Raw genomic sequence first — 19658 nt, 5'->3', positions numbered from 1 at the left:
TCGAGGGGGCGGGCGGCGGACAGAAACCGGATCAGTCGGTGCGGACACCCCGGCCCGGAAACAGGCTGTCCCACAGTCGCGTCGGGGTTCGCTCGGGATCCATCAAGTCGTTCTCGGCCAGGGGACTGTCCTCGTTCTCGACGGTCGCGGGCTCGAATCTTTTCAGGGTCCGGCCGTCGCCGCGCAGTGCCTCGACGGTGCGCACCAGCGAGGATGTTTCGGCGAGCGTGGCGTCGAACTTCGCGGGTTCGGTGTCGAGATGTTCGCAGAGCAGCTTGCGCCGGATGCCGAGGATGGTCTCGCGCAGTTGCTCACCGTCCGCGGTGGCAGGGGTGACCTCGACGGCCAGATCGCATTCGGTGTCGAATCCCATCGAACGGTTGTTGAGATTCGACGATCCCACCCGCAGCAGGCGGTCGTCCATCACCAACACCTTGGCATGGACATAGATGGGCGCACCGGCGGCGGTGACGGGGTAGTACACACCGAACCGATTCTCGGTGTCGGCCTTCCACAGCAGGTGCAGCAGGCGGCGGCGAGCGCCGTCCATGGCCTGTTGCTCGAGCCAGCCGTCGGCGTTGCGGGGCAGCACCAGCACGATCTCCGGGCCGTTCGGCTCGCGCAGGCGGGCCGCGATCGCCTCCGCGAGAGTGCGCGAGGCGAGGTACTGGCTTTCGATGTAGAGCGACCTGGTGGCGCCCGCGATCGCCGCCAGATACAGCGCCTCGATCTCGCGAACTTCGGCGCGGTCGGCGAGCTCGGGCAGGGTCCGCGCGATACCGACATCGACGGACCGCATCGTCGGCTCCAGGCCCTCCGGCCACGGAGTGTCCCCGGCGATCTCGCCGAGCGGGTCCAGCTCCCGGCCGGTGGCCGCCTTCCATCTGGCACGAGCCAGCTCGCCGATGGCTTTCGCCGCGTCACCGTCGACGGCGGTGGTCGCGTCGTGCCAGGGACCGTAGCTGTTGCCGTTCGGCTCGGTCCGGAAACCGTTGTCGTCGCGGTGGTCGCTGGTGTCCCAGCGATCGACCGTCATGTCGATGCCGCCGCAGAACGCGAGCCGGTCATCGATCACCACGATCTTTTGATGATGTGCCGACCCGATCGGGTGCGCGGCGTCCATTTCGAAGTGCAGCCGACGGTCGGTCAGCCAGTTGACGACGAAGATCGGTGTCATCCCCCGGCTCATCGCCGTGAACGCGCCGATGTTCCACTTCAGCAGATAGATCTCGAGGTCCGGTCGATGCCGTGGCAGCCACGACAGGAATTTGCCCAGCCGGTCGGGCCCTTCGAGGGTTTTACCGTGTGGTTCGAATTTGATCCGGGTGTCGAAGTCCCAGCCGATCAGCACGATGCGTCGGCGGGCTTGCAACATCGCCGACTTGGCATGGCGGAAGTAGTCCGCCGCGTCGACGATGCATGCCAGCCGGTCCGCCTCGGCGATCTGCCAGCAGGTTTCGCCGGGAGAAAGGATCGGTTGCTCGTCGCGCATGGGTGGTCAGTTCTTTCGTCCGTCCGGCCACCCGTCCCCGCAGGTGAACGATTCACACTACTGCGTGGGCCGCCCAGTCGTGAGCCGCGGCGACCGCGGCGTTGGTGACGTTGCCCGCATGGGCGTTCAGGCCCAGCGCGAGACCGGGATCTTCGGCGCAGGCACGTTCCCAACCCTTGTCGGCCAAGGCCACCACGTAGGGCAAGGTGGCGTTGGTGAGTGCGTAGGTCGAGGTGTGCGGCACGGAACCCGGCATGTTCGCCACGCAATAGAACGTCGTTTCGTGGACCGGATAGGTCGGCTCCGCGTGGGTGGTGGGGTGGGTGTCTTCGAAGCAGCCGCCCTGGTCGACCGCGATATCGACCAGCACCGAACCCGGTTTCATCTGCGCGACGAGGTCGTTGCTCACCAGTTTCGGGGCGGCGGCGCCGGGGATCAGCACAGCGCCGATCACCATGTCCGCCGCACGGACCTGCTCGGCGATCGCCAGCTTCGACGACGCCAGGCCGCGCACACGGTTGTTGTAGCGCCAGAACGACATCCGCAACTTGTCGAGATCGGTGTCGAGCAGGGTCACGTCCGCGCCCATACCCAAGGCGATGTTGGCCGCGTTCTGGCCCGCGACGCCCGCCCCGATGATCACCACCTTGGCCTGGTCGACGCCGCCGACGCCGCCGAGCAGCACCCCGCGACCACCGTAGGGCTTCATCAACGCGTGCGCGCCGACCTGCGGCGCCAGACAGCCCGCGACCTCCGACATCGGATACAGCAACGGCAGCGCCCCGGACGGCAGTTGCACGGTCTCGTAGGCGATGGCCGTAACCCGGTGCGCCAGTAGCTGTTCGGTCAACGGCCGATCCGCGGCCAGATGCAGATAGGTGAACAGGGCGAGTCCTTCGCGCAGGCGGTGGTACTCCTGGGCGACCGGCTCTTTGACCTTCAGCACCAGTTCCGCCCCGGCCCAGACGTCGTCGGCGGCGGCGAGGATCTGTGCTCCGGCCGCGAGGTATTCGGAGTCGGGAATCGACGATCCCACCCCGGCCCCGGCTTCGATGGTCACGTGGTGACCGTTCGACACCAGTTCGTGGACGCCGATCGGTGTGATCGCCACACGAAATTCGTTGTTCTTGACTTCCTTGGGGACACCGATGCGCATGGAAGCTACTCCTCGAGGATGTTCGGGTTCTGATACGAGCATCAGCGATAAGCACAGCAATCAGCGATAAACCCTGCACAATCAGCGGAATATGGCGGCTGAGCTGAGTATCCTGCGGTGATGGCGTCGCGACAGCAACACCGACCGCACCCCGTGCAGCCGTTCCGGGGGTCGCCGTCGAGCCTGGACGATATCGACCGACAGCTGCTCGCCGAACTCGCCGAGGACGCGCGCGTACCCAACAACATCCTCGCGGCCCGGGTGGGCATCGCCGCGTCGACCTGTTCGCTGCGGCTGCGCAGGCTCCGCGAACTCGGTGCGATCCGTGGTTTCTATACCGACATCGCCCCGGAGGCGCTGGGGCTGCCCTTACAGGCGATGATCTCGGTCCAGGTCCAGCCGGCGGCGCGGGCGCGCATCGGTGAACTCAGTGCCAAGCTCGCCGCGCTGCCGGGTGTGGTGAACGTGTACTTTCTCGCCGGGACGGTCGACTTCCTGATCCAGGTGTCGGCTGCCTCACCGGATGCTCTGCGCGAGTTCGTCACCCAGGAACTCAGCGCGACCCGCGAATTCGCCTCGACCGAGACGAGCTTGGTCTTCGAACACATTCGCAGCCCACAGCCCACCCGCTGAGATCGGATCACGCCGAGCCCGTGCGCTGTGCAGGCGCGAACTCTCTGCGACGATGTGCCCATGAGCACCACCACCCGACCGGGTGTGATCACGGCAGGCACGCTGGTTCTGTTGTCGTCGCTGTACTTCGCGCAAGGGCTGCCGTTCGGCTTCTTCACCCAGGCGCTGCCGGTGGTGTTGCGCGAATCGGGCTATTCGCTGGTGGCGATCAGTGCCTCGGGGGTGCTGTTCCTGCCGTGGGCGCTGAAGTTCCTCTGGGCGCCCTACGTGGACCGCTACGGCACCCGGCGCACCTGGCTGCTGGTGTTGCAACTGCTGTCGGCCGCGGTCGCGCTGGTGCTGGCCTGCCTGGATCTGTCGTCCTCGCTGCGATGGTTGTTCGCGGGCATCGTGGTGGTGAACCTGCTGTCGGCGACCCAGGACGTGGCGACCGACGGTGTGGCTGTGCGGTTACTCGGGCCGCGTGAGCGTGGGCTGGGCAACGGGATCCAGGTCGGTGCCTATCGCATCGGGATGATCGTCGGCGGCGGCGCCCTGCTGTGGTTGTTCGCGCTGGCCGGGTGGCGGGCACTGTTCCTGGCCATGGCGGCGTTGATCGTGCTCACCACGGTCCCGGTATGGCTGATGCGCGAGCGGGTCGCGGACCGGCTGCCGCCACCGAAGCCCGCGCGGTTGCTCGGCGCCTGGTGGACCCGATTGCGCCGCCCCGGCGTCCTCGCCTTCATCGCGTTGATCGGCGCCTTCAAATTCGGTGACTCGATGGCCGCGGCGCTCACCGGTCCCTTCCTGTCCGACGCCGGACTCGACCTCGGTGAGATCGCGCTGATCAAAGGCGTCCTGTCCTCGGCCGGCGCGCTGGCGGGCGCGGCCATGGGCGGCTGGCTGGCCTACCGCTACGGCCGTCGGCAGGCGCTGCTGATCGGCGGTGTCACCCAGACCGCGAGCATCGCGCTGTACCTGTTCGCTTCCCTGGGCCTCGGTGGCTTCGAACTTCTGGTCGCGGCAAGCCTCGCCGAACACATCTTCGGCGGTGCCGCCACCGTCGCCGTCTTCGCGCTCATGATGGACGCGTCCGAACCCGAGCACGCGGGCAGTGACTACACCTTGCTCGCCTGCGCGATCGTCGTCGTCCAAGGCGTGGCCGGGATGGCCGCGGGTCTCATCGGCGACCTGGCCGGATATCCCACACTCTTCGCCACCGGTCTCATCCTCTCCGGACTCGGTTGCGCCGCGATGGTTCTCGGCCTGGCGCGGGGGCTCGGTCCCACCGGTCTGCACCGAACCTTCGCGCCGACGGACAGTCCACTACACGACGGCGATCGCAGCGCCGTCCGGTAGTACGCGGTCCACCTGGTCGATCGGAACGGCCTCGCCATCGGCGCCGATCCGAGGCCATACCGGGCTCTCTCGGCTATCTTGAGTCCGATGTGCTCGCCGGAGATCGTTCGTCTCGCCCACGAGAGTGCGCCGCCGCCGAGCCGGCGGGCGGTGTTCGGTCTCGCGGGCCTCACGGCGCTGGCCGCGCTGGCTCCTGCCCCTGCCGTCGCCGCGCCGCGCCGCGGCGTCGTCGACCTCACCCACACCCTCACGCCGCAACTGCCGGTGTGGCCGGGTAATCCGGCGATGGTCATGGTCCCGGTGGCCTGGCACGAGTCGGGTGGGTTCGGGCAGTTCGCGCTCGGGTACTGGGAGCACACCGGAACCCATCTCGACGCGCCCGCCCATCGCATCCCCGGCGCCACGACCACCGAGGCCCTCGCTGTCGACGACCTCGTCGCGCCGCTCGTCGTCCTCGATATCAGCGCCAAAGCCGCCGTCGACGCCGACGCGGTGGTGACCGTCGCCGATATCGACAGCTGGCGATCACGGCACGGTGACATCCCCGAGCGGGCCTTTGTCGCGATGTATTCCGGCTGGGAACGTCGCCTCGACCGACCGTCGACCTTCCTCAATCTCGACGAGCGCGGAACACCGCACGCGCCGGGATTTTCCGCCGAGGCCGCGCGATACCTCGTCGCGCACTGCGGAATCGTCGGTGCCGGAGTCGATACGCTCAGCCTGGATTGCGGTGCCGATCCCGAATACGGCGCGCACACAGCCTTTCTCGGCGCGGGGCGCTACGGGGTGGAGATGCTCGCCAATCTCGCCACGGTTCCGGCGGCGGGCGCGACGATTGTCGTCGGCGCACCGAAACACGCGGGCGGCACCGGCGGACCGTGCCGGGTGCTCGCCCTCACCTGACCGCCGTCACCAGTCCGGCCGGCCGATCGACAGTCGGTGCTGGAAGATGTTTCCCGGATCCGCGGCCGCCTTGACCCGGAGCAGTCGGCGATAGTTGTCGCCGTAGTAGAAGGCGTGCCACGGCAGGCCGGAGGTGTTCCATGCGGCATCGGCCAGATCCGGGTCCGGGTAGTTGATGTAGCTGCCGCCGTAGGACTCGTTCGGCACCGGAACACCACCGGTCTCGGCGTGGACGTCGCGATACATCTCGCGCGCCCAGCGCACATACCGGTCGTCATCCGACGGCAGCCGCCACGATGCGTGGATCAGCATCTTCATGAACGAATCCCGGGCGGGCATCGCCGTCGCGTCGCCGGCGACGGCATTGATCGCGCCGCCGAACGGCAGGAATTCGAGCTGGGACTCACCGAGGAAACGGAGATCGGTGATGTAGCGGTAGAAGATTCGGAGTTGGTCGGGGGAGTACGCCGTGCGCAGATAGGCGGCTTTGACCTTGACGCGCGTGGTGTTCGCGCCCTTCGCGTAATACACCTGGTTCACCGTGTCGGCGTAGGACAGCTGGGCGAGCGGGGTGAGAATGGGCGGCGGGAACACGCCATCGCTCACCGTGGCGACGAATTCGTCGAAACGGGTTCGCGCGTGCGGTGTTCCGGCATCGAACAGGATCAGCATCTCGGCCGCGCCGGTGCCGGTCGTGTGGATCATCAGCGGCGCGTAGAGACCGGCGAAGTCGTTACCGGGGGCGCTGTGGCGTTCGAAGAACCCGAGATAGTTGGTGAGTAACCGGACGAACGAATCCTCGGTCGTGACCGGCAGGATCAGTCGCGCGTTCAGCATGCTGCCCGGCGGCTTCGGCAGCGCGTGTGCCGGGTCCGCGCCGTCGGATTCGGGCGACCGGAGCAGATACCGGGTCACCACACCGAAATTGCCGCCGCCACCTCCGGTGTGCGCCCACCACAGATCGCGGTCGGGACCGTCGCCGGTCGCGACCACGATGTTCGCCGTGCCGTCGGCATCGACGGTGACCACTTCCACCCCGGCCAGATGATCGGCCACGAGCCCGAAGCGCCGGGACAACGGACCATAGCCGCCACCGCAGACATGACCGCCCATCCCGACGCCGAGACAGATCCCACCCGGCACGGTGACGCCCCAGCGGTGCAGCGCGTTGTAGACGGTGCCGATGTCGGCGCCGGCGTCGACGGAGAACGCGCGGAGTCGCTCGTCCCAGAACACCGCGTTCATCCGGCCGAGGTCGATGATCGAACGGGTCCGGTCGTTGTCGACGAAATCATCGAAGCAATGCCCGCCCGAGCGCGCCGCGATCGGCGAGCCCTCGGCCACCGCCCCGGCCACCGCGCGACGAACCTCCTCGGCGCTGGAAGGCACGAAGATCTTCGCGGGTCGAGCCACGAAGCGCCGGTTGTAGCCGCGCGCGGCCAGCGCCTGGAACTCGCTTGCGCCGAGCACCCGCTCCTCGGCGCGGCTGGCAGGCATGCCCAGCGCGGCCGCTGTGCCACCGGCCGCGGCCGCGGCGATCAACTGTCGACGGGAGAGCGCCACCGGGTTCCTTTCGCGCCGTGTTGTTCGAGGATCTGCTCGGACAGTAGCGGAATCGCCGGGGCGCGGACGCCGGAAATGCGGTGCGGTCGCAGTGGTTGTGAGGTCGATATCGAAGCCGGTGGGGTCAGGTCGGCGGATCGGTGGGACGCAGGTAGACGGGATGGCCACCGGTCAGGCTGTGGTACAGCACGCTCAGGTCCAGCGAGTCCTTGGTCGGCTTGGTCTTCGGGGGTGCGCTGCGGTCGACCTGGCGGTGGAGCGCTTCCATCTTCTCGTCGAGCTGGGTGGCGACCTCGGCGGCCTGGGCCAGGTCGGTGCGCAGGTTCGGCGGGACCTCGCCGCGGTACTTGTAGTAGATCTTGTGTTCGAGGCTGGCCCAGAAGTCCATCGCGATGGTGCGGATCTGGATCTCGACCGGAATCCGCTCGGTGCGGTCGGAGCGGAACACCGGGATCGACACGATCAGGTGCATGCTCTGGTAGCCGTTCGGCTTGCGGTGGGTGATGTAGTCGCGCTCTTCGAGGACCGTGATGTCCTCCTGACCGGCCAGCATGTCCCGGATCGTGCCGATATCGGAGATGAAGCTGCACACCACCCTGACCCCGGCGATATCGAGCACGTTCTCGCGGATCGCCGCCAGATTCATCGCGTAGTTCTTGCGACGGACCTTCTCGAGAACACTCTCGGGCGACTTGAGCCGCGACCCCACATGCTCGATCGGGTTGTACTCGTGGGTGTTGTTGAAGTCCTCACGCAAGATGTTGATCTTTGTCGTCACCTCGTCGATCGCGAACTTGTAGCCGAGCATGAAGTCGACGAACTGCTCCCTGAGGATCCGCAGGTCATCGATGCCGACGTGGCCTCCGTCGCCGAGCGGGCCGTCATCGGAGCTGGGGTCGCGCTGCCACTGTTTCATCGTCATCCATTGTGCCGTCCTTCCCGCCAACACCTCGGCCAGTGCGTGCGGCATCACGTTGGCACCTCTCACAGCTGCCGGGTGATCCGGTTCGTTCGGTGACCAGAATCCGTAGATATTTCGTTTGCCCACGGGCAGGCAGGCCGAGGATGACTTCTGGTGCAGTGCCTGACGACGGGCACCGTCACGGCACGGGGGCCGAGGCGAGCAGGCACTACCCGGCAATGTCGCCGGGCTGAGGAAAGCGCGCAGCAATGCCCAGTGATGTCGTCGATGTGTCCGTGGAGTTCTCCATCCCACGCCGGGCCCTGTGGGATGTGTTGCTCGAACCGCAGAGTTATCCGCGGCTGTGGGCCGGGATCGGGGGTTGCGATCGGCTGCTCCAGCCGGACGGCAGCACCGTGTGGGAGGTCAGAATCGGGGACCGGGCCGCGGGCGTGCGGCGTACGGGGCTGGCACTGACCATCGGTCGCTGGTACGAGAGTTTCGAACTGCACAATCCCGAATCGGGCAGTTTCGCCCTGGTCCGGCTCACCGGCGACGAGCGGCGCACCCGGGTGAGCGTGACCGTCTTCGCGGCGCCGCGGCTGCACCCGACGCTCGCGGGGGTGACGAACTCGGTGATCATCGGGTGGGTCAAGGACGGGCTGCGGCGCGCGGCCGACGTCGTGGGTGGCGCGCGGACCTCGGTGGTGGCCAATGGCAACCGGGCACCGATCCGCCGCAAGTCCGAAATCGTGCGCTGGTGGGTGCAGTCGGGTCAGGTGTCGCCGCCGCTGACCTCGGCCCGGCAGCTGCGCTCGCTGTACCGGTGGGGATTCAACCTGGCGGGCGGTTACGCCGCCGGCGCCGCGCACAGCCCGGACCAGGTCGCGCTCGTCGACGACACCAGCACCGCCACCTTCGCCGAAACCGACAAGCGGACCACCGCGCTGGCTGGCGCGATGTACGAGGTCGGGTTGCGCGCGGGCGACGCGGTGGGGCTGCTGGCCGGAAACCATTGCGGCATGGTCGAATCCATGGTCGCGGCGGGCAAGCTCGGGGTCGACGTCGCGCTGCTGAACTCGGGACTGTCGGGGCGGCGGATCGAGGACATCGTGCAGCGGCACCGGCTGTCGGCATTGTTCGTCGACACCGATCTGGCGCATCTGGTGCAGTACCTGCACACCGATCTGCCGCGCTTCTTCACCGACGACGCGCCCGCCGACCCGACCCGGATCACGATCGAAGATCTCATCGCGGTCCGCCACACGAAGTTCCCCGTCCCGACGGTGCCCGGACGCCAGATCGTGCTCACCTCGGGTACCAGCGGCACCCCGAAGGGAGCGCGACGCCCGCACCCGAAGGGTTTCGACACGTTGGTCGCGCTGCTGTCGCTGATCCCGATCCACGCGGGCAGCACCATGATGATCCCGGCGCCGCTGTTCCACACCTGGGGGCTGTCCGCGCTGCAATTGAGCACCGCGGTACGGGCCACAGTGGTGCTGACCCAGGGCTTCGACGCCGAGGAATGCCTGCGCCGCGTCGCCGAACACGGGGTGCACACGCTCATCGCGGTGCCCACGATGGTGCAACGCCTCGTCGACCTGCCCGAGCAGGTGCGACAGCGGTACGACCTGAGCAGCCTGCGGCATGTGATCAGCTGTGGCGCGCCGCTCGCGGCGGTCACTGTCGACCGGTTCCTCGACGACTACGGCGACGTCCTCTACAACCTCTACGGGTCCACGGAGGTCTCCTGGGCCAGCGTGGCCGGGCCCGACGACCTGCGCGCCGCACCCACCACCGCCGGACGCCCGCCGCTGGGCACCAAGATCGCCATCCTCGATGCCGAGCACAAGGCAGTGCCGGTGGGCGTGGTGGGGCGGATCTTCGTCGGCAACCACATGCTGTTCGACGGCTACGTCAGCGATTCCCCGCCCGAGGAATCCGACGGCATGATGGACACCGGCGACCTCGGCTACCTCGATGCCGAGGGCAGGCTGTTCGTGGCGGGCCGCGACGACGAGATGATCATCTCGGGCGGTGAGAACGTCTTCCCGCGCCCGGTGGAGGAGGCGCTGGCGCACCTGCCGCAGGTCACCGATGTCGCGGTGGTCGGTGTGCCGGATCACGAATTCGGGCAGCGCCTGGCCGCGTTCCTCGTCAAGCACGAAGGCTCCGGGCTCGACCCGGACATGGTGCGCACCTACGTCCGAAACCGCCTCAGCCGCTTCTCCGTTCCGCGCGACGTCACCTTCCTCAACGCGCTGCCGCGCGGGGAGACCGGCAAGGTGCTCAAGCGCTTGCTGGTCGATCCGGAGGGGCTGGCCGGCTGAGCCGCAGCGCGGCGGCCAGCCCTTCCGTCGAGGTCGCTATGGGCGTGGGTTGGCTTGGAACAATTGCCACATCCGGTTCAGCATCTCGGTGCGCCGCGCCCCTGTCGGCCAGGAGTGGCTGCCGCCGTTGTAGACCCGCCACAGCACTTCGGTGCCGGACGCGCAGTCCCAGTGCCTGGAGTCCTTGACGTCGGTGCCGCCGCCGGGCTGCTCGTTCTGGCACGGACGGTTTTCCCAGCTCCAGTACATGACGTGGCTGTAGGCGATGGGCTCGATGACGGTGGTGTCGTTCGCCGAGGCGAACACGGCCCACGAGACCGCGCGCGCGGGATCGCACCCGGTCGGTGGCGGCGCCGGTGCGTACACCGCGCCCGACGCGAAGACCTCGGGCGCGGTGCAGGCCGCGCGCGAGGCCATCTGACCACCGTTGGAATGACCGGTCAGATGGATGCGGTCCGGCGTCACACAGTATTTCGTGCTGACCTCGGTCACGACCTTCTTGATATGGGTCACGTCGGCCGCGTCGGCGTTCCAGCCCCAGCCGGGCGTGCCGTCCGGCTTGTTCTCGGTCTTGATGCCACGCGGGTAGACGACGATGAACTTGTGCTGATCGGCGAGGGCGTTCCAGCCCGACACCGCCTCGATTCCTTCGGGCCGGTCGTAGCCACCGTGGATGGCGACTACCAGCGGCGCACCGGCGGATACCCCCGCGGGTACGTGGACGCGGTAATACCGGCCGTCGAACGGGACGTTGTCGGGGACCGGCGTCGTCGAACATCCGGTGGCCGGGCTTTCGAGAACCGCGTTGTCGGCGGAACCGGGCGCGGCCGCCGGTACCGCGAGTAGTAGGGCTGCGCAGGACGCGCCGAAGAGCGCGGCCAGGCGTTTCGTCAGAGAGTACGCCACGGAAACTCCTTGTGTGCGAACAGGATTGCACCTCGCACGCTACGCGTACAGCAGTGTTCTTCGATGTCGATTCACTGACACGGGCGCAAGCCCGTCGCGCCCGGCCACTCGGGCTCAGAGGTCGAGGACCAGGCGTTTCCCCGCACAGCGCGAGACGCAGGCCAGCGTGACGCCCGCGGCGTGTTCCTCGGGGGTCAGCGCGCCGTCGCGGTGGTCGGGGGTGCCGTCGGTGACGTGGACGACGCAGGTGCGGCAGAAGCCCTGGCGACACGAGTAGGGCTGGTCGGGGCGGACCGCGAGCAGCGCGTCGAGCATCGTCTGGTCGGCGGCGACAGGCACGACCTCACCGGTGCTCGCCAACTCCACCTCGAACGCGGTGCCGTCGACAACCGGTGCGGGAGAGAACCTTTCGGAGTGGAACTCGATGCCCGGCATCGTGCGCACAGCGGCGACGAGGGCAGCCGTCATCGGGGTGGGTCCACAGCAGTAGATCGCCGTGTCGTGATCGACACCGTCGAGAAGATCTGCAGCACTGGGTGTTCCGTGCTCGTCGTCGGTGCGCACCACGACGTGTCCGGAGAGTTCGGCGAGCTGGTCGAGGAACGGCAACGTGTCGCGGCTTCGCCCGCAATAGACCAGCGTCCAGTCGATGCCGAGCCGGTCGGCGGCGCGCGCCATCGCCAGGATCGGGGTGATGCCGATACCGCCCGCGACGAAGTGCAGGCGTTCGGCCGAAGAACCACGTCCGGGCGGCGCGAACGGGAACGCGTTGCGCGGTCCCCGGACTACGACCTCGGTGCCGACCGGCAACTCGTCGTGGACCTCGATCGACCCGCCGCCGCCGTGCGGAATGCGGCGCACCGCGATGCGGTACTCGCCGGTTTCGGCCGGGTCGCCACACAGCGAGTACTGCCGCAGGCGCCCGGACGGGAGTTCGATGTCGATGTGCGCGCCCGGCGCCCACCGGGGCAGCGGAGCGCCGTCAGGGGCGCGCAGGCCCAGATTGACGACAGCCTGGTCCTGCGCCACCAGCACCCGATCGGTGACGACCACCGGGAAGCGGGCGTCGTCGGCCCTGGTGAGGATCGGGCGGCGATTGATCAACGTCGACCAGCGAACTCGCAGGTTGGCCACGGTGTCGATCACCTTGGTGGTCGGATCGTGATCGTGCTTGCCGTACAGGTCCGGCGGGATCGCCTTGGGCGCGGGATATACGGTCACTGGGCCGCCGCCCTGGCCGCCGGGGACTTGGCGAGGTAGGCGATCGCTTGCTCGGTGGAGCCGACATTCGCCGGGTCGTAGCGCGGATCGAAGGTGGACCCGGCGCTGATCAGCAGCGCCGGAATGCCCGGCAACGCACCGCGCCACATCGCCCCGAGGATCTTCCAGATCAGCGTGGGGTAGCCCATCTTCGGCAGTTCGGGATCCTGATTGACCAGGAACTTGGTGCCGCGCACGAGCAGGCTGAGCAGGATCGGGATGACGATCAGCATCATCGCCGCACGGCGCAGATAGCCCGCGCCGAAGTAGATCGCGACATCGTGGGCGACACTGCGGTGTTCGACCTCCTCGGCGCCGTGCCAGCGGAACAGATCCAGCACACGCGGTTCGGCGCCGTGTTTTTCCAGGTCGGCGTTGAGAATCCAGTCGCCGAGCCAGGCGAAGAAATGCTCGAGGCTGGCGATGAACGCCAACCGTTCGACCAGCCGGGTCTGCGCCTGTTGCGGGCTGCCCTCGCGCGCGCCGAGGGAGTTACGGAACACGTACTCCATCTGCCGGGTGTAGGGCGCGGTGTCGATGTGGTGGGCCGTGAACACCTGGTCGAGGACCTTGGCATGAGTTTCGGCGTGCATCGACTCCTGACCGATGAATCCGAGCATGGCCTCGCGCACCTTGGCATCGCGCACGTAGGGGAGTGCGTCGCGGTAGGTGGCGCAGAACATCCGCTCGCCCTCGGGCAGCAGCAGGTTCAGCGAGTTCACCACGTGCGAGGCGATCGGTTCGTTCGGCATCCAGTGCAGCGGTGCCGAAGTCCAGTCGAACTTCACATTGCGGGCCTGCAGGGCGACATCAGGGGCGTGCGCGGTGCGAGCCGCGCGACGGAAGGGACGCTTCATCGGGTCTCCTGTGCGACGGGAGCGGAGTTGTCATGGCCTGCGCGCAGGAACTGCCCGGTTCCCCAGTCCGCGCCGATACCGGGCGCCACGGTGCCCGCGCCGAAGACCTTGCGGCCGTTGACGACCGTGGCTACGACGGCGCGGTCGTTGCGGTTGACCATCCGGTCGAGGCCGAATTCGGGCAGCGGCGCTTCGTGGAGCTGGTGCACCTGCTCGTCGAGTCCGGCCGGATCGATGACCACCAGGTCGGCTCGACCGCCTTCGCGCAGGTGACCGGCGTCGATCTGATACCAGTCGGCGAGCTCGCCGGTGAGGCGATGGACGGCACGTTCCACGCTCAGGAACGGCTTGCCGGCTTCCTGTGCCCGCAGCACCCTTTCGAGCAGCCGCAGCGGGAAGTTGTAGAACGACATGTTGCGCAGGTGCGCCCCCGCGTCGCCGAAGCCCATCTGCACGCCGGGGCTCGCGGCGAGCTTGTTCAGGTACTCGGGGCGATCGTTGGCGATCGTGGTGCGCCAGCGCAGCGCGGGACCGTACTCGACCACCATGTCGAGGTAGGCGTCGACGGGGTGCAGCCCGCGGTCCTTGCCGACCTGCCCGATCGACTTGCCGACCACCGATTCGTCAGGGCAGGCGATGATCTCGGCATCGAAGAAGTTGCGGTGCCAGATGCGCGGGGTGAACTTGTTGTCGTACTGCTTGCGGAACCAGCGACGGTAGGGCTCGCTCTGGAGCAGCTCGTTGCGTTCGACCTGGTCTTTCAGATGCAGGGCCGCGGCGCCGGCGCCGAACTCCTCGAACACCACCAGGTCGATGCCGTCGGCGTAGACGGTGAACGGCACGGGCAGGTGCTGCCAGCGGAAGTCGGTGCGGGCGAAGCGATTCAGCAGCGGTGCGGCGTAGAGCATGAACCACACCAGCGGCGGGTAGGCCTTGGAATCGGCCGCCGACAGCAGCGAGGTGCGCAGCTTGGGCCGGCCGATGCCGGCGCTGCCGACGAAGAACTTGGCGATGTTGGGGTTGAAGCCGACCGTGGGGGCGCTCTGCAGCACCCGATCGCGCTTACGCAGCACCTTGTTGAGCGCGCGCACCTCTTTGCCGCGGGTATAGGTCGAGGGCAGCGACCGCGACCGGTATTCCTCGCCGTCGATCTTGTCGAGCTTGTTCGTCATCGACGACAAACCGAGGAAGCCGGCGTCGACCGCCGCGTCGAGCAGGCTGGTCATCTGCTTGATTTCGGCGGCGGTGGGCTTGGTGTCGCGGGTGACCGCTCGCCCGAGCCCGAGCACGTGCGTGCGCAGGTCGGAGTGGCCGAGGAACGCCGCGACATTGGGGCCCAGGGGCAGCGAATCGAGTGCCTTCGCGTACTCGGTCGGGTCCGACCAGGTGCGGTGCTTGTCGAGGGCGCCCTGAACGGCGTCGCGCGGCACGGCTTCGACGCGGCTGAACAGGTCGGCGCAGTCGGCGTTGGAGGCCAGCACGGTCGAGAGCGAGCAGTTACCGACGACGACCGTGGTGACGCCGTGGCGCAGCGACTCCGACAGTTCGGGCTTGAGCAACATCTCGGCGTCGTAGTGGGTGTGCACGTCGACGAAGCCGGGCAGCACCCACTTACCCGCTGCCTCGATCACCTCGGTGTCGGCGCCGATCGGTAGCGCGGTCGCGGAGACGGCCTCGACGATGCCGTCACGGATGCCGATATTGCGCCGGGCGGAGGGGGCGCCGGTGCCGTCGAACCAGAGACCATCGGTGATGACGATGTCGAAGTCGAGCATGTGCTTTTCTCTCATTCGTCGTTATTTGGGCTGGGCCTGGATGAACGCGTCGGCGTATTCGGCGATCGCGGCGGGGTCGGAATAGGGCAGCCAGTGCCCGCGCGGCAGGTCGTGGCGGGTGACCTGATCGGCCCACTTCGCGGTGTCGTCGTAGCCCGCGGGGCGCACGGCGATGTCGCGGGTGTTGACCAGCAACTGCACCGGCACGGTGGTGCGTCGTTCCCGTGGCCCGAACATCCGGGCCAGGATGTTGGCCCGGTAGAAGCGCAGCCCTGAGATCATGTCCTGTTTCAGGGTCGGCGCCAGCGAGATCTGCTCCGCGGAGGTGCCCTCGACCACGCGAAGGAACAGTTTCCAGACCTTCTCGGTGCCCACGAGCCGGAAGAACAGGTCCGGCAGGATCGGCAGCATGAAGAAGGTGGTGTAGGCCGAGGACAAGCACTGGCTGAGCGCGCCCCAGATCCCACGCGGGGTTCCCGACAGCACACCACGGCGCATCCAGGTGGCCAGGTGGTCGAGGTTGGGGCCCGAGATCGAGGTGAACGACGCGACGTACTGGTCCGCGCCCGGTTCACACACCGCTTCCCAGACCTGGACCGAGCCCCAGTCATGGGCCACGACGTGCACGGGTTCGGTGGGGCTGACGGCCTCCACCACGGCGAAGAAGTCGGTCGCGAGTCGGTTCAGCTCGTAGGCCGACACCTGGGTCGGCGCGCTGGACTGCCCGTACCCGCGGGTGTCGTAGGAGATCACGCGATATTTGTCCGACAGCAGCGGAACGACGCCGTCCCAGAGGTGATGGGTATCGGGCCAGCCGTGGACGAGAACCACCGGAATGCCGTCTTGTGGGCCGAATTCGTAGACAGCGAGCGAAATGTCGCCGTTGCGCACCAGATGCGTTCTGGATGACGCTGCCCCGGGAGTGTGGTTGCCGGTTCCGCGCGTCATACGAGACTCCTTCCGGCACGGGGCTTCGTTGCTCCGTGCACAATCAATAGTACCGCCGGTACCATTTTCTGGTACGCGTAGTACCGGGAATATCTTGAGGATCGGAAAGGCCGCTGTCAACACCCCCTCGGAGTCCGCCCGCGATACGGCGGCCTGTCCCTCGCCGGGCGCCGCTATCCTGGCCGTACGCGAAGGGCGGATCAGGGAGAACAGTGACTACATCGTCTAGACCGGCTCGCCGGTCGCCCGTACGGTTGCTCACCCGCGAACAGGTCATCGCGGGCGCGGTGCGGTGCATCGACCGCGACGGACCCCACCTGAGCATGGAGGCGCTCGCCCGCGAGATGGGCGTCGCCAAACCGCGTCTGTACCGCATGTTCGCCGACAAATCCGAGCTCGACGGCGCGGTCTCGGACTGGCTCGTCGCGCAGATCTACGCGGCCGTCGCGCCCGATCTCTCGCTCATCATGCAGCCGCCCCGGGTCACGATCCATCGGTTCCTCACCGCCTACGCCGGGGTCATCGCCGAACATCCCGACGTGTTCCGGTTCCTCGTGCTCACCCAGAGCGTCTCGGGGGCCGACCCCGCCGCTCGCCCGCTGGACATCGGTCGGCGCCTGTCGCACGATCTGGCCGAGCGCAGCCGCAGTGTGCTGTCCTCGGTCGCGCTCGATACCGACGGTATCGATCATCTGCTGCGCGGCATCGTCGGGTTCGTCATGGCCGTCACCGACCTGTGGCTCGACACCGACCCCGTCCCGCTGCCGGAACCGACCGCACTGTTCGTCGATCGGACGACCAATGCCGTCGTGCAGTTGTTCGACGGCTTTCTCCGCGAGAAGGGCGTCGTCATCAAGCCCGATATGTCGGTGGCGGCGACTCTGGCCACCATCACCGAGAACGCGCCGCCGCCCGACTGACCCCGGTTGCTGGATCAGGCCTTCATCTCATAGGTCCCGGCCAGCGAGCGCGCCTTACCGAGCACCCGCTCGAAACGGGACTCGTCGAAGACCGGCCGGCGAACCAGGTCGAGGGCCCGGCGCTGCTGGGTGGCGGTGGCGGTCGGCTTGTTGTGCAGATTGAGCGCGTTCGCGGAGAAGGTGCGGACGAACCCGTCGAAGATCTGGTCGATCACCGCCGGATCGGTGCCGTCGATGCGCGCCTGCTCCAGCACCAGCTGGGCGTAGGGCACCGCGGTGAACAGCTCACCGAACGCGAACAGGAAGTCCACATCCTTCTGCTGCGACGACGTCGGTGCGGCGACCGCGAGCAGGGCCTGCAGCGCGAGCACCTGCTCGAGGAACACGGCCACGTTCGGAACGTCGTGGAAGCTCTCGAAGACCGGGCGCCAGTCCGCGAAGCGAATGCGGCCCAGGCCACTGCTCGGGCCCTGCCGGAACAGGAACTCGTCGTCGGCGGTGTCGTGACGGGAGGGCACCGGAGCGTAAGCGGCACTGGCGAATTCGGCACGCAGCGGCTTCACGACCGCGCCGAGACGCGGGGTGATCTTGCGGCTCGACCACGTCAGGGCGCCGGCGACCGCACGAGTGGCTCCCTTGGATGCCACCGCGGCGCCCGGCAGTGACTGCATCGCGGCCAGACCGGCGTCGGCGGGGTGGAACATGTAGTTGGCCATGAACTTCAGCGACAACGCCATGTTCACGTGGACGGTGCCCTCCAGTCGCGGCAGGCCGAACATGGCCGTCATCGCGACCGGGAAGTACATGTCGTTCTCGAACCCACGCGCGGCGATCACGTCGGCGAGATCCTCGATCACGCGCTGGCCCTGACGGGTCACCGACATCTTCTCGATGGCGTTGAACAGCAGGTAGCGGCGGTCGTCGGGCGAGGCCGAGCGCATGTAGTCCACCGCGCGTGCGCTGTAGAGCTTCATCGCGGCGATGCGCGCGTAGGAATCGGTGATCAGCGCCCGCACCTGGGGGAACTCGGTGACCCTGTGCCCGAACAGAATCCGGTTCTCGGCGTGGTTGATCGCCTCGTAGAAGGAGTGCTCACAGGCGCCGACCGCACCGAAGCCGAGGTTGAACTTGCCCACGTTGACCGTGTTCATCGCCGCGTGGAACGCGTCCTCGCCGCGGTGGAGGATGTCCTCCTCGGCGACGGGGTAGTTCTCGAGATCGAACGCCGCGACATAGATCTGGCTGTTGACGACATTCTTCCTGAGCTTGTACGCATCGTGCTGGGAGTCGGCGACGAAGAAGAGATACCCCTCGTAATCCTGCTGCGTCGGCTTGCCCCGCAGTGCCGCGGCGCTGTCGATGATCGGCTTGTCCGAACGGCGCCCGAACACCGAGACCATCGAGGCCAGGTTGCCGTTGCCGATGTAGTGCTTGCCGCCGGTCGCGGTGTAACCACCGTCGGGCTGCGGGTCGACGATCATGTCGGTGGAGTACACGTCGGCGCCGTGTTCCTTCTCCGACAGGCCGAACGCGAAGATCTCCCCGGAGTCGAGCTGGGCGGCGGCCTTCTTCTTGGCCACGGCGTTGTCGCTCTGCCAGATCGGGCCGAGGCCGAGGATGGTGACCTGCCAGACGTACCAGTAGGTCATGCCGTAGAAGCCGAAGATCTGGCTCAGCATGGCGTTGCGCGAGGTGTCCCAGCGCTTGTCCGGATCACCGCCTGCCTCGGCCGCCGGGGTGAGGAAGGTGGCGAACAGCCGCTCCTTCTTGGCGAAGTCGAGGAAGTCCGACGGCCAGACGCGGGACCGGTCGTCGTCGAGCAGCTGAGTCTTGCCGCGGGTTTCGAACCAGTCGACCGTCGCGCGCAACAGCCGGCGCGTCTGCGGATCGAACTGCGCGAAGTCGGCGGTGTTCGGGTTGAAGAAATCCTGGGGCATCGTCGCTCCTCTTGCGGGCGTCCAGCACAGTCGGACGGTTCATTCGCCACTGTAGCATTTTCGTACATCGGTGTAGGAATGCCGGGGTGGTTGCTATGGTGGGCGCATGGGTAGCGAGACGGCACTGCAGCGGCGAGGGCGGGCCGCGCACCTCGGCCCCGAGCGGCGCAGGCCGCAGGTGCTCGACGCGGCGCTCGCCATCGCCGCCGACGACGGCATCGCCGCGGTCACGATGGGCGCGGTCGCCGACTACATGAAGGTCACCCGCCCGGTGATCTACGCCTGCTTTCCCGACCGGGTCGAGCTGATCGACGCGCTGATCCAGCGCGAGGAGAGTTTTCTGATCTCCGGTGTGCTCGACGTGCTACCGCCGCGCGCGACCAACGCCGACGAGACGGTGTTCGTGGAGGGTTTCCGCACCCTGCTCCACAAGGCGGCCGAGCGCCCCGATGCCTGGCGCCTGATCTACGGCAACCCCGATCCCGCCGTCGCCGGTTCCTTCGGACGTGGTCGTCAGCTGGCAGTCGAACGCTGCACGGCGTTGCTCCGGCCGACGTTGCTGGCCTGGGGAGTCGACGACGCCGAACGCAAATTGCCCGCGCTGGTGGAGTTGTGGGTCTCGGCCGCCGAAAGCGCGGTCCGCACTCTGTTCGCCCACCGCGACGAGTGGAATCCCGATGACCTCGGCGCCTTCGTCGGCTCGGCGGTCTACCGCGCCATGCGCAGCGCGTGATGCCCG

The 19658-nt window shown here is 67.6% G+C and carries 16 protein-coding genes; 6 read left to right on the top strand and 10 right to left on the bottom strand.

What is annotated here, in order from left to right:
* Positions 1–31: 31 nt before the first annotated feature.
* Entirely contained in the window at positions 32–1492 is a 1461-nt protein-coding gene (locus tag ACWF99_RS05225; RefSeq protein WP_378630842.1) for a phospholipase D-like domain-containing protein, read from the bottom strand.
* Positions 1493–1544: 52 nt separating this feature from the next.
* A complete protein-coding gene (gene ald / locus ACWF99_RS05220) occupies positions 1545–2648 on the bottom strand; it encodes an alanine dehydrogenase (protein ID WP_378659316.1) in 1104 nt (367 codons plus the stop codon).
* Between the two features lie 120 nt (positions 2649–2768).
* On the opposite strand from ald, the gene ACWF99_RS05215 reads away from it, so the two are divergent.
* The 3 genes from ACWF99_RS05215 to ACWF99_RS05205 all read left to right on the top strand — a co-directional run bounded on the left by ACWF99_RS05215 (position 2769) and on the right by ACWF99_RS05205 (position 5522).
* Positions 2769–3281: an Lrp/AsnC family transcriptional regulator gene (locus tag ACWF99_RS05215; protein ID WP_378630845.1), complete on the top strand. Its 513-nt coding sequence runs from the start codon at positions 2769–2771 to the stop codon at positions 3279–3281.
* A 60-nt stretch (positions 3282–3341) separates the two neighbouring features.
* The gene (locus tag ACWF99_RS05210; RefSeq protein ID WP_452534791.1) at positions 3342–4619 is read left to right on the top strand and encodes an MFS transporter; all 1278 of its coding nucleotides are present in this window, start codon (positions 3342–3344) and stop codon (positions 4617–4619) included.
* 87 nt (positions 4620–4706) lie between these two features.
* A complete protein-coding gene (locus tag ACWF99_RS05205; RefSeq protein WP_452534789.1) occupies positions 4707–5522 on the top strand; it encodes a cyclase family protein in 816 nt (271 codons plus the stop codon).
* Between the two features lie 6 nt (positions 5523–5528).
* On the opposite strand, the gene ACWF99_RS05200 is transcribed toward ACWF99_RS05205, so the two are convergent.
* Positions 5529–7085, bottom strand: a complete 1557-nt coding sequence (locus ACWF99_RS05200) for an FAD-binding oxidoreductase (protein ID WP_452534787.1) — start codon at positions 7083–7085, stop codon at positions 5529–5531.
* Between the two features lie 124 nt (positions 7086–7209).
* The gene (locus ACWF99_RS05195) at positions 7210–8055 is read right to left on the bottom strand and encodes a GTP pyrophosphokinase (protein WP_452534785.1); all 846 of its coding nucleotides are present in this window, start codon (positions 8053–8055) and stop codon (positions 7210–7212) included.
* Between the two features lie 200 nt (positions 8056–8255).
* On the opposite strand from ACWF99_RS05195, the gene ACWF99_RS05190 reads away from it, so the two are divergent.
* The gene (locus tag ACWF99_RS05190; protein WP_378630853.1) at positions 8256–10316 is read left to right on the top strand and encodes an AMP-binding protein; all 2061 of its coding nucleotides are present in this window, start codon (positions 8256–8258) and stop codon (positions 10314–10316) included.
* Positions 10317–10352: 36 nt separating this feature from the next.
* On the opposite strand, the gene ACWF99_RS05185 is transcribed toward ACWF99_RS05190, so the two are convergent.
* From ACWF99_RS05185 to ACWF99_RS05165, 5 genes are all read right to left on the bottom strand, one after another.
* Complete coding sequence (locus ACWF99_RS05185; RefSeq protein WP_452534783.1) at positions 10353–11222, bottom strand: alpha/beta hydrolase family esterase; 870 nt, start codon at positions 11220–11222, stop codon at positions 10353–10355.
* Between the two features lie 114 nt (positions 11223–11336).
* Complete coding sequence (locus ACWF99_RS05180; RefSeq protein ID WP_452534781.1) at positions 11337–12443, bottom strand: PDR/VanB family oxidoreductase; 1107 nt, start codon at positions 12441–12443, stop codon at positions 11337–11339.
* The gene (locus ACWF99_RS05175) at positions 12440–13339 is read right to left on the bottom strand and encodes a metal-dependent hydrolase (RefSeq protein ID WP_378630856.1); all 900 of its coding nucleotides are present in this window, start codon (positions 13337–13339) and stop codon (positions 12440–12442) included. The genes ACWF99_RS05180 and ACWF99_RS05175 overlap by 4 nt, the downstream gene beginning before the upstream one ends.
* Positions 13336–15114 (bottom strand): N-acyl-D-amino-acid deacylase family protein, encoded by a 1779-nt coding sequence (locus ACWF99_RS05170; protein WP_452535317.1) that lies wholly within the window; start codon positions 15112–15114, stop codon positions 13336–13338. The genes ACWF99_RS05175 and ACWF99_RS05170 overlap by 4 nt, the downstream gene beginning before the upstream one ends.
* A 21-nt stretch (positions 15115–15135) precedes the next feature.
* Entirely contained in the window at positions 15136–16062 is a 927-nt protein-coding gene (locus tag ACWF99_RS05165; RefSeq protein WP_452534779.1) for an alpha/beta fold hydrolase, read from the bottom strand.
* 212 nt (positions 16063–16274) lie between these two features.
* On the opposite strand from ACWF99_RS05165, the gene ACWF99_RS05160 reads away from it, so the two are divergent.
* The gene (locus ACWF99_RS05160) at positions 16275–16982 is read left to right on the top strand and encodes a TetR/AcrR family transcriptional regulator (RefSeq protein WP_378659337.1); all 708 of its coding nucleotides are present in this window, start codon (positions 16275–16277) and stop codon (positions 16980–16982) included.
* A 14-nt stretch (positions 16983–16996) separates the two neighbouring features.
* Here the strand turns inward: ACWF99_RS05160 and ACWF99_RS05155 are convergent, their stop codons facing one another.
* Positions 16997–18919 carry an acyl-CoA dehydrogenase family protein gene (locus tag ACWF99_RS05155; protein WP_452534777.1) on the bottom strand — a complete coding sequence of 641 codons (1923 nt, stop codon included), beginning with the start codon at positions 18917–18919 and terminating at the stop codon, positions 16997–16999.
* A gap of 106 nt (positions 18920–19025) precedes the next feature.
* Here ACWF99_RS05155 and ACWF99_RS05150 point away from each other — a divergent pair, with 106 nt between their 5' ends.
* Complete coding sequence (locus ACWF99_RS05150; RefSeq protein WP_378630863.1) at positions 19026–19652, top strand: TetR family transcriptional regulator; 627 nt, start codon at positions 19026–19028, stop codon at positions 19650–19652.
* The last annotated feature ends 6 nt before the right edge of the window (positions 19653–19658 follow it).

Source organism: Nocardia sp. NPDC055002, from assembly GCF_053608825.1.
Note: the sequence above shows the minus strand (reverse complement) of the source record. Positions and strands in the feature narration are given on the sequence as shown.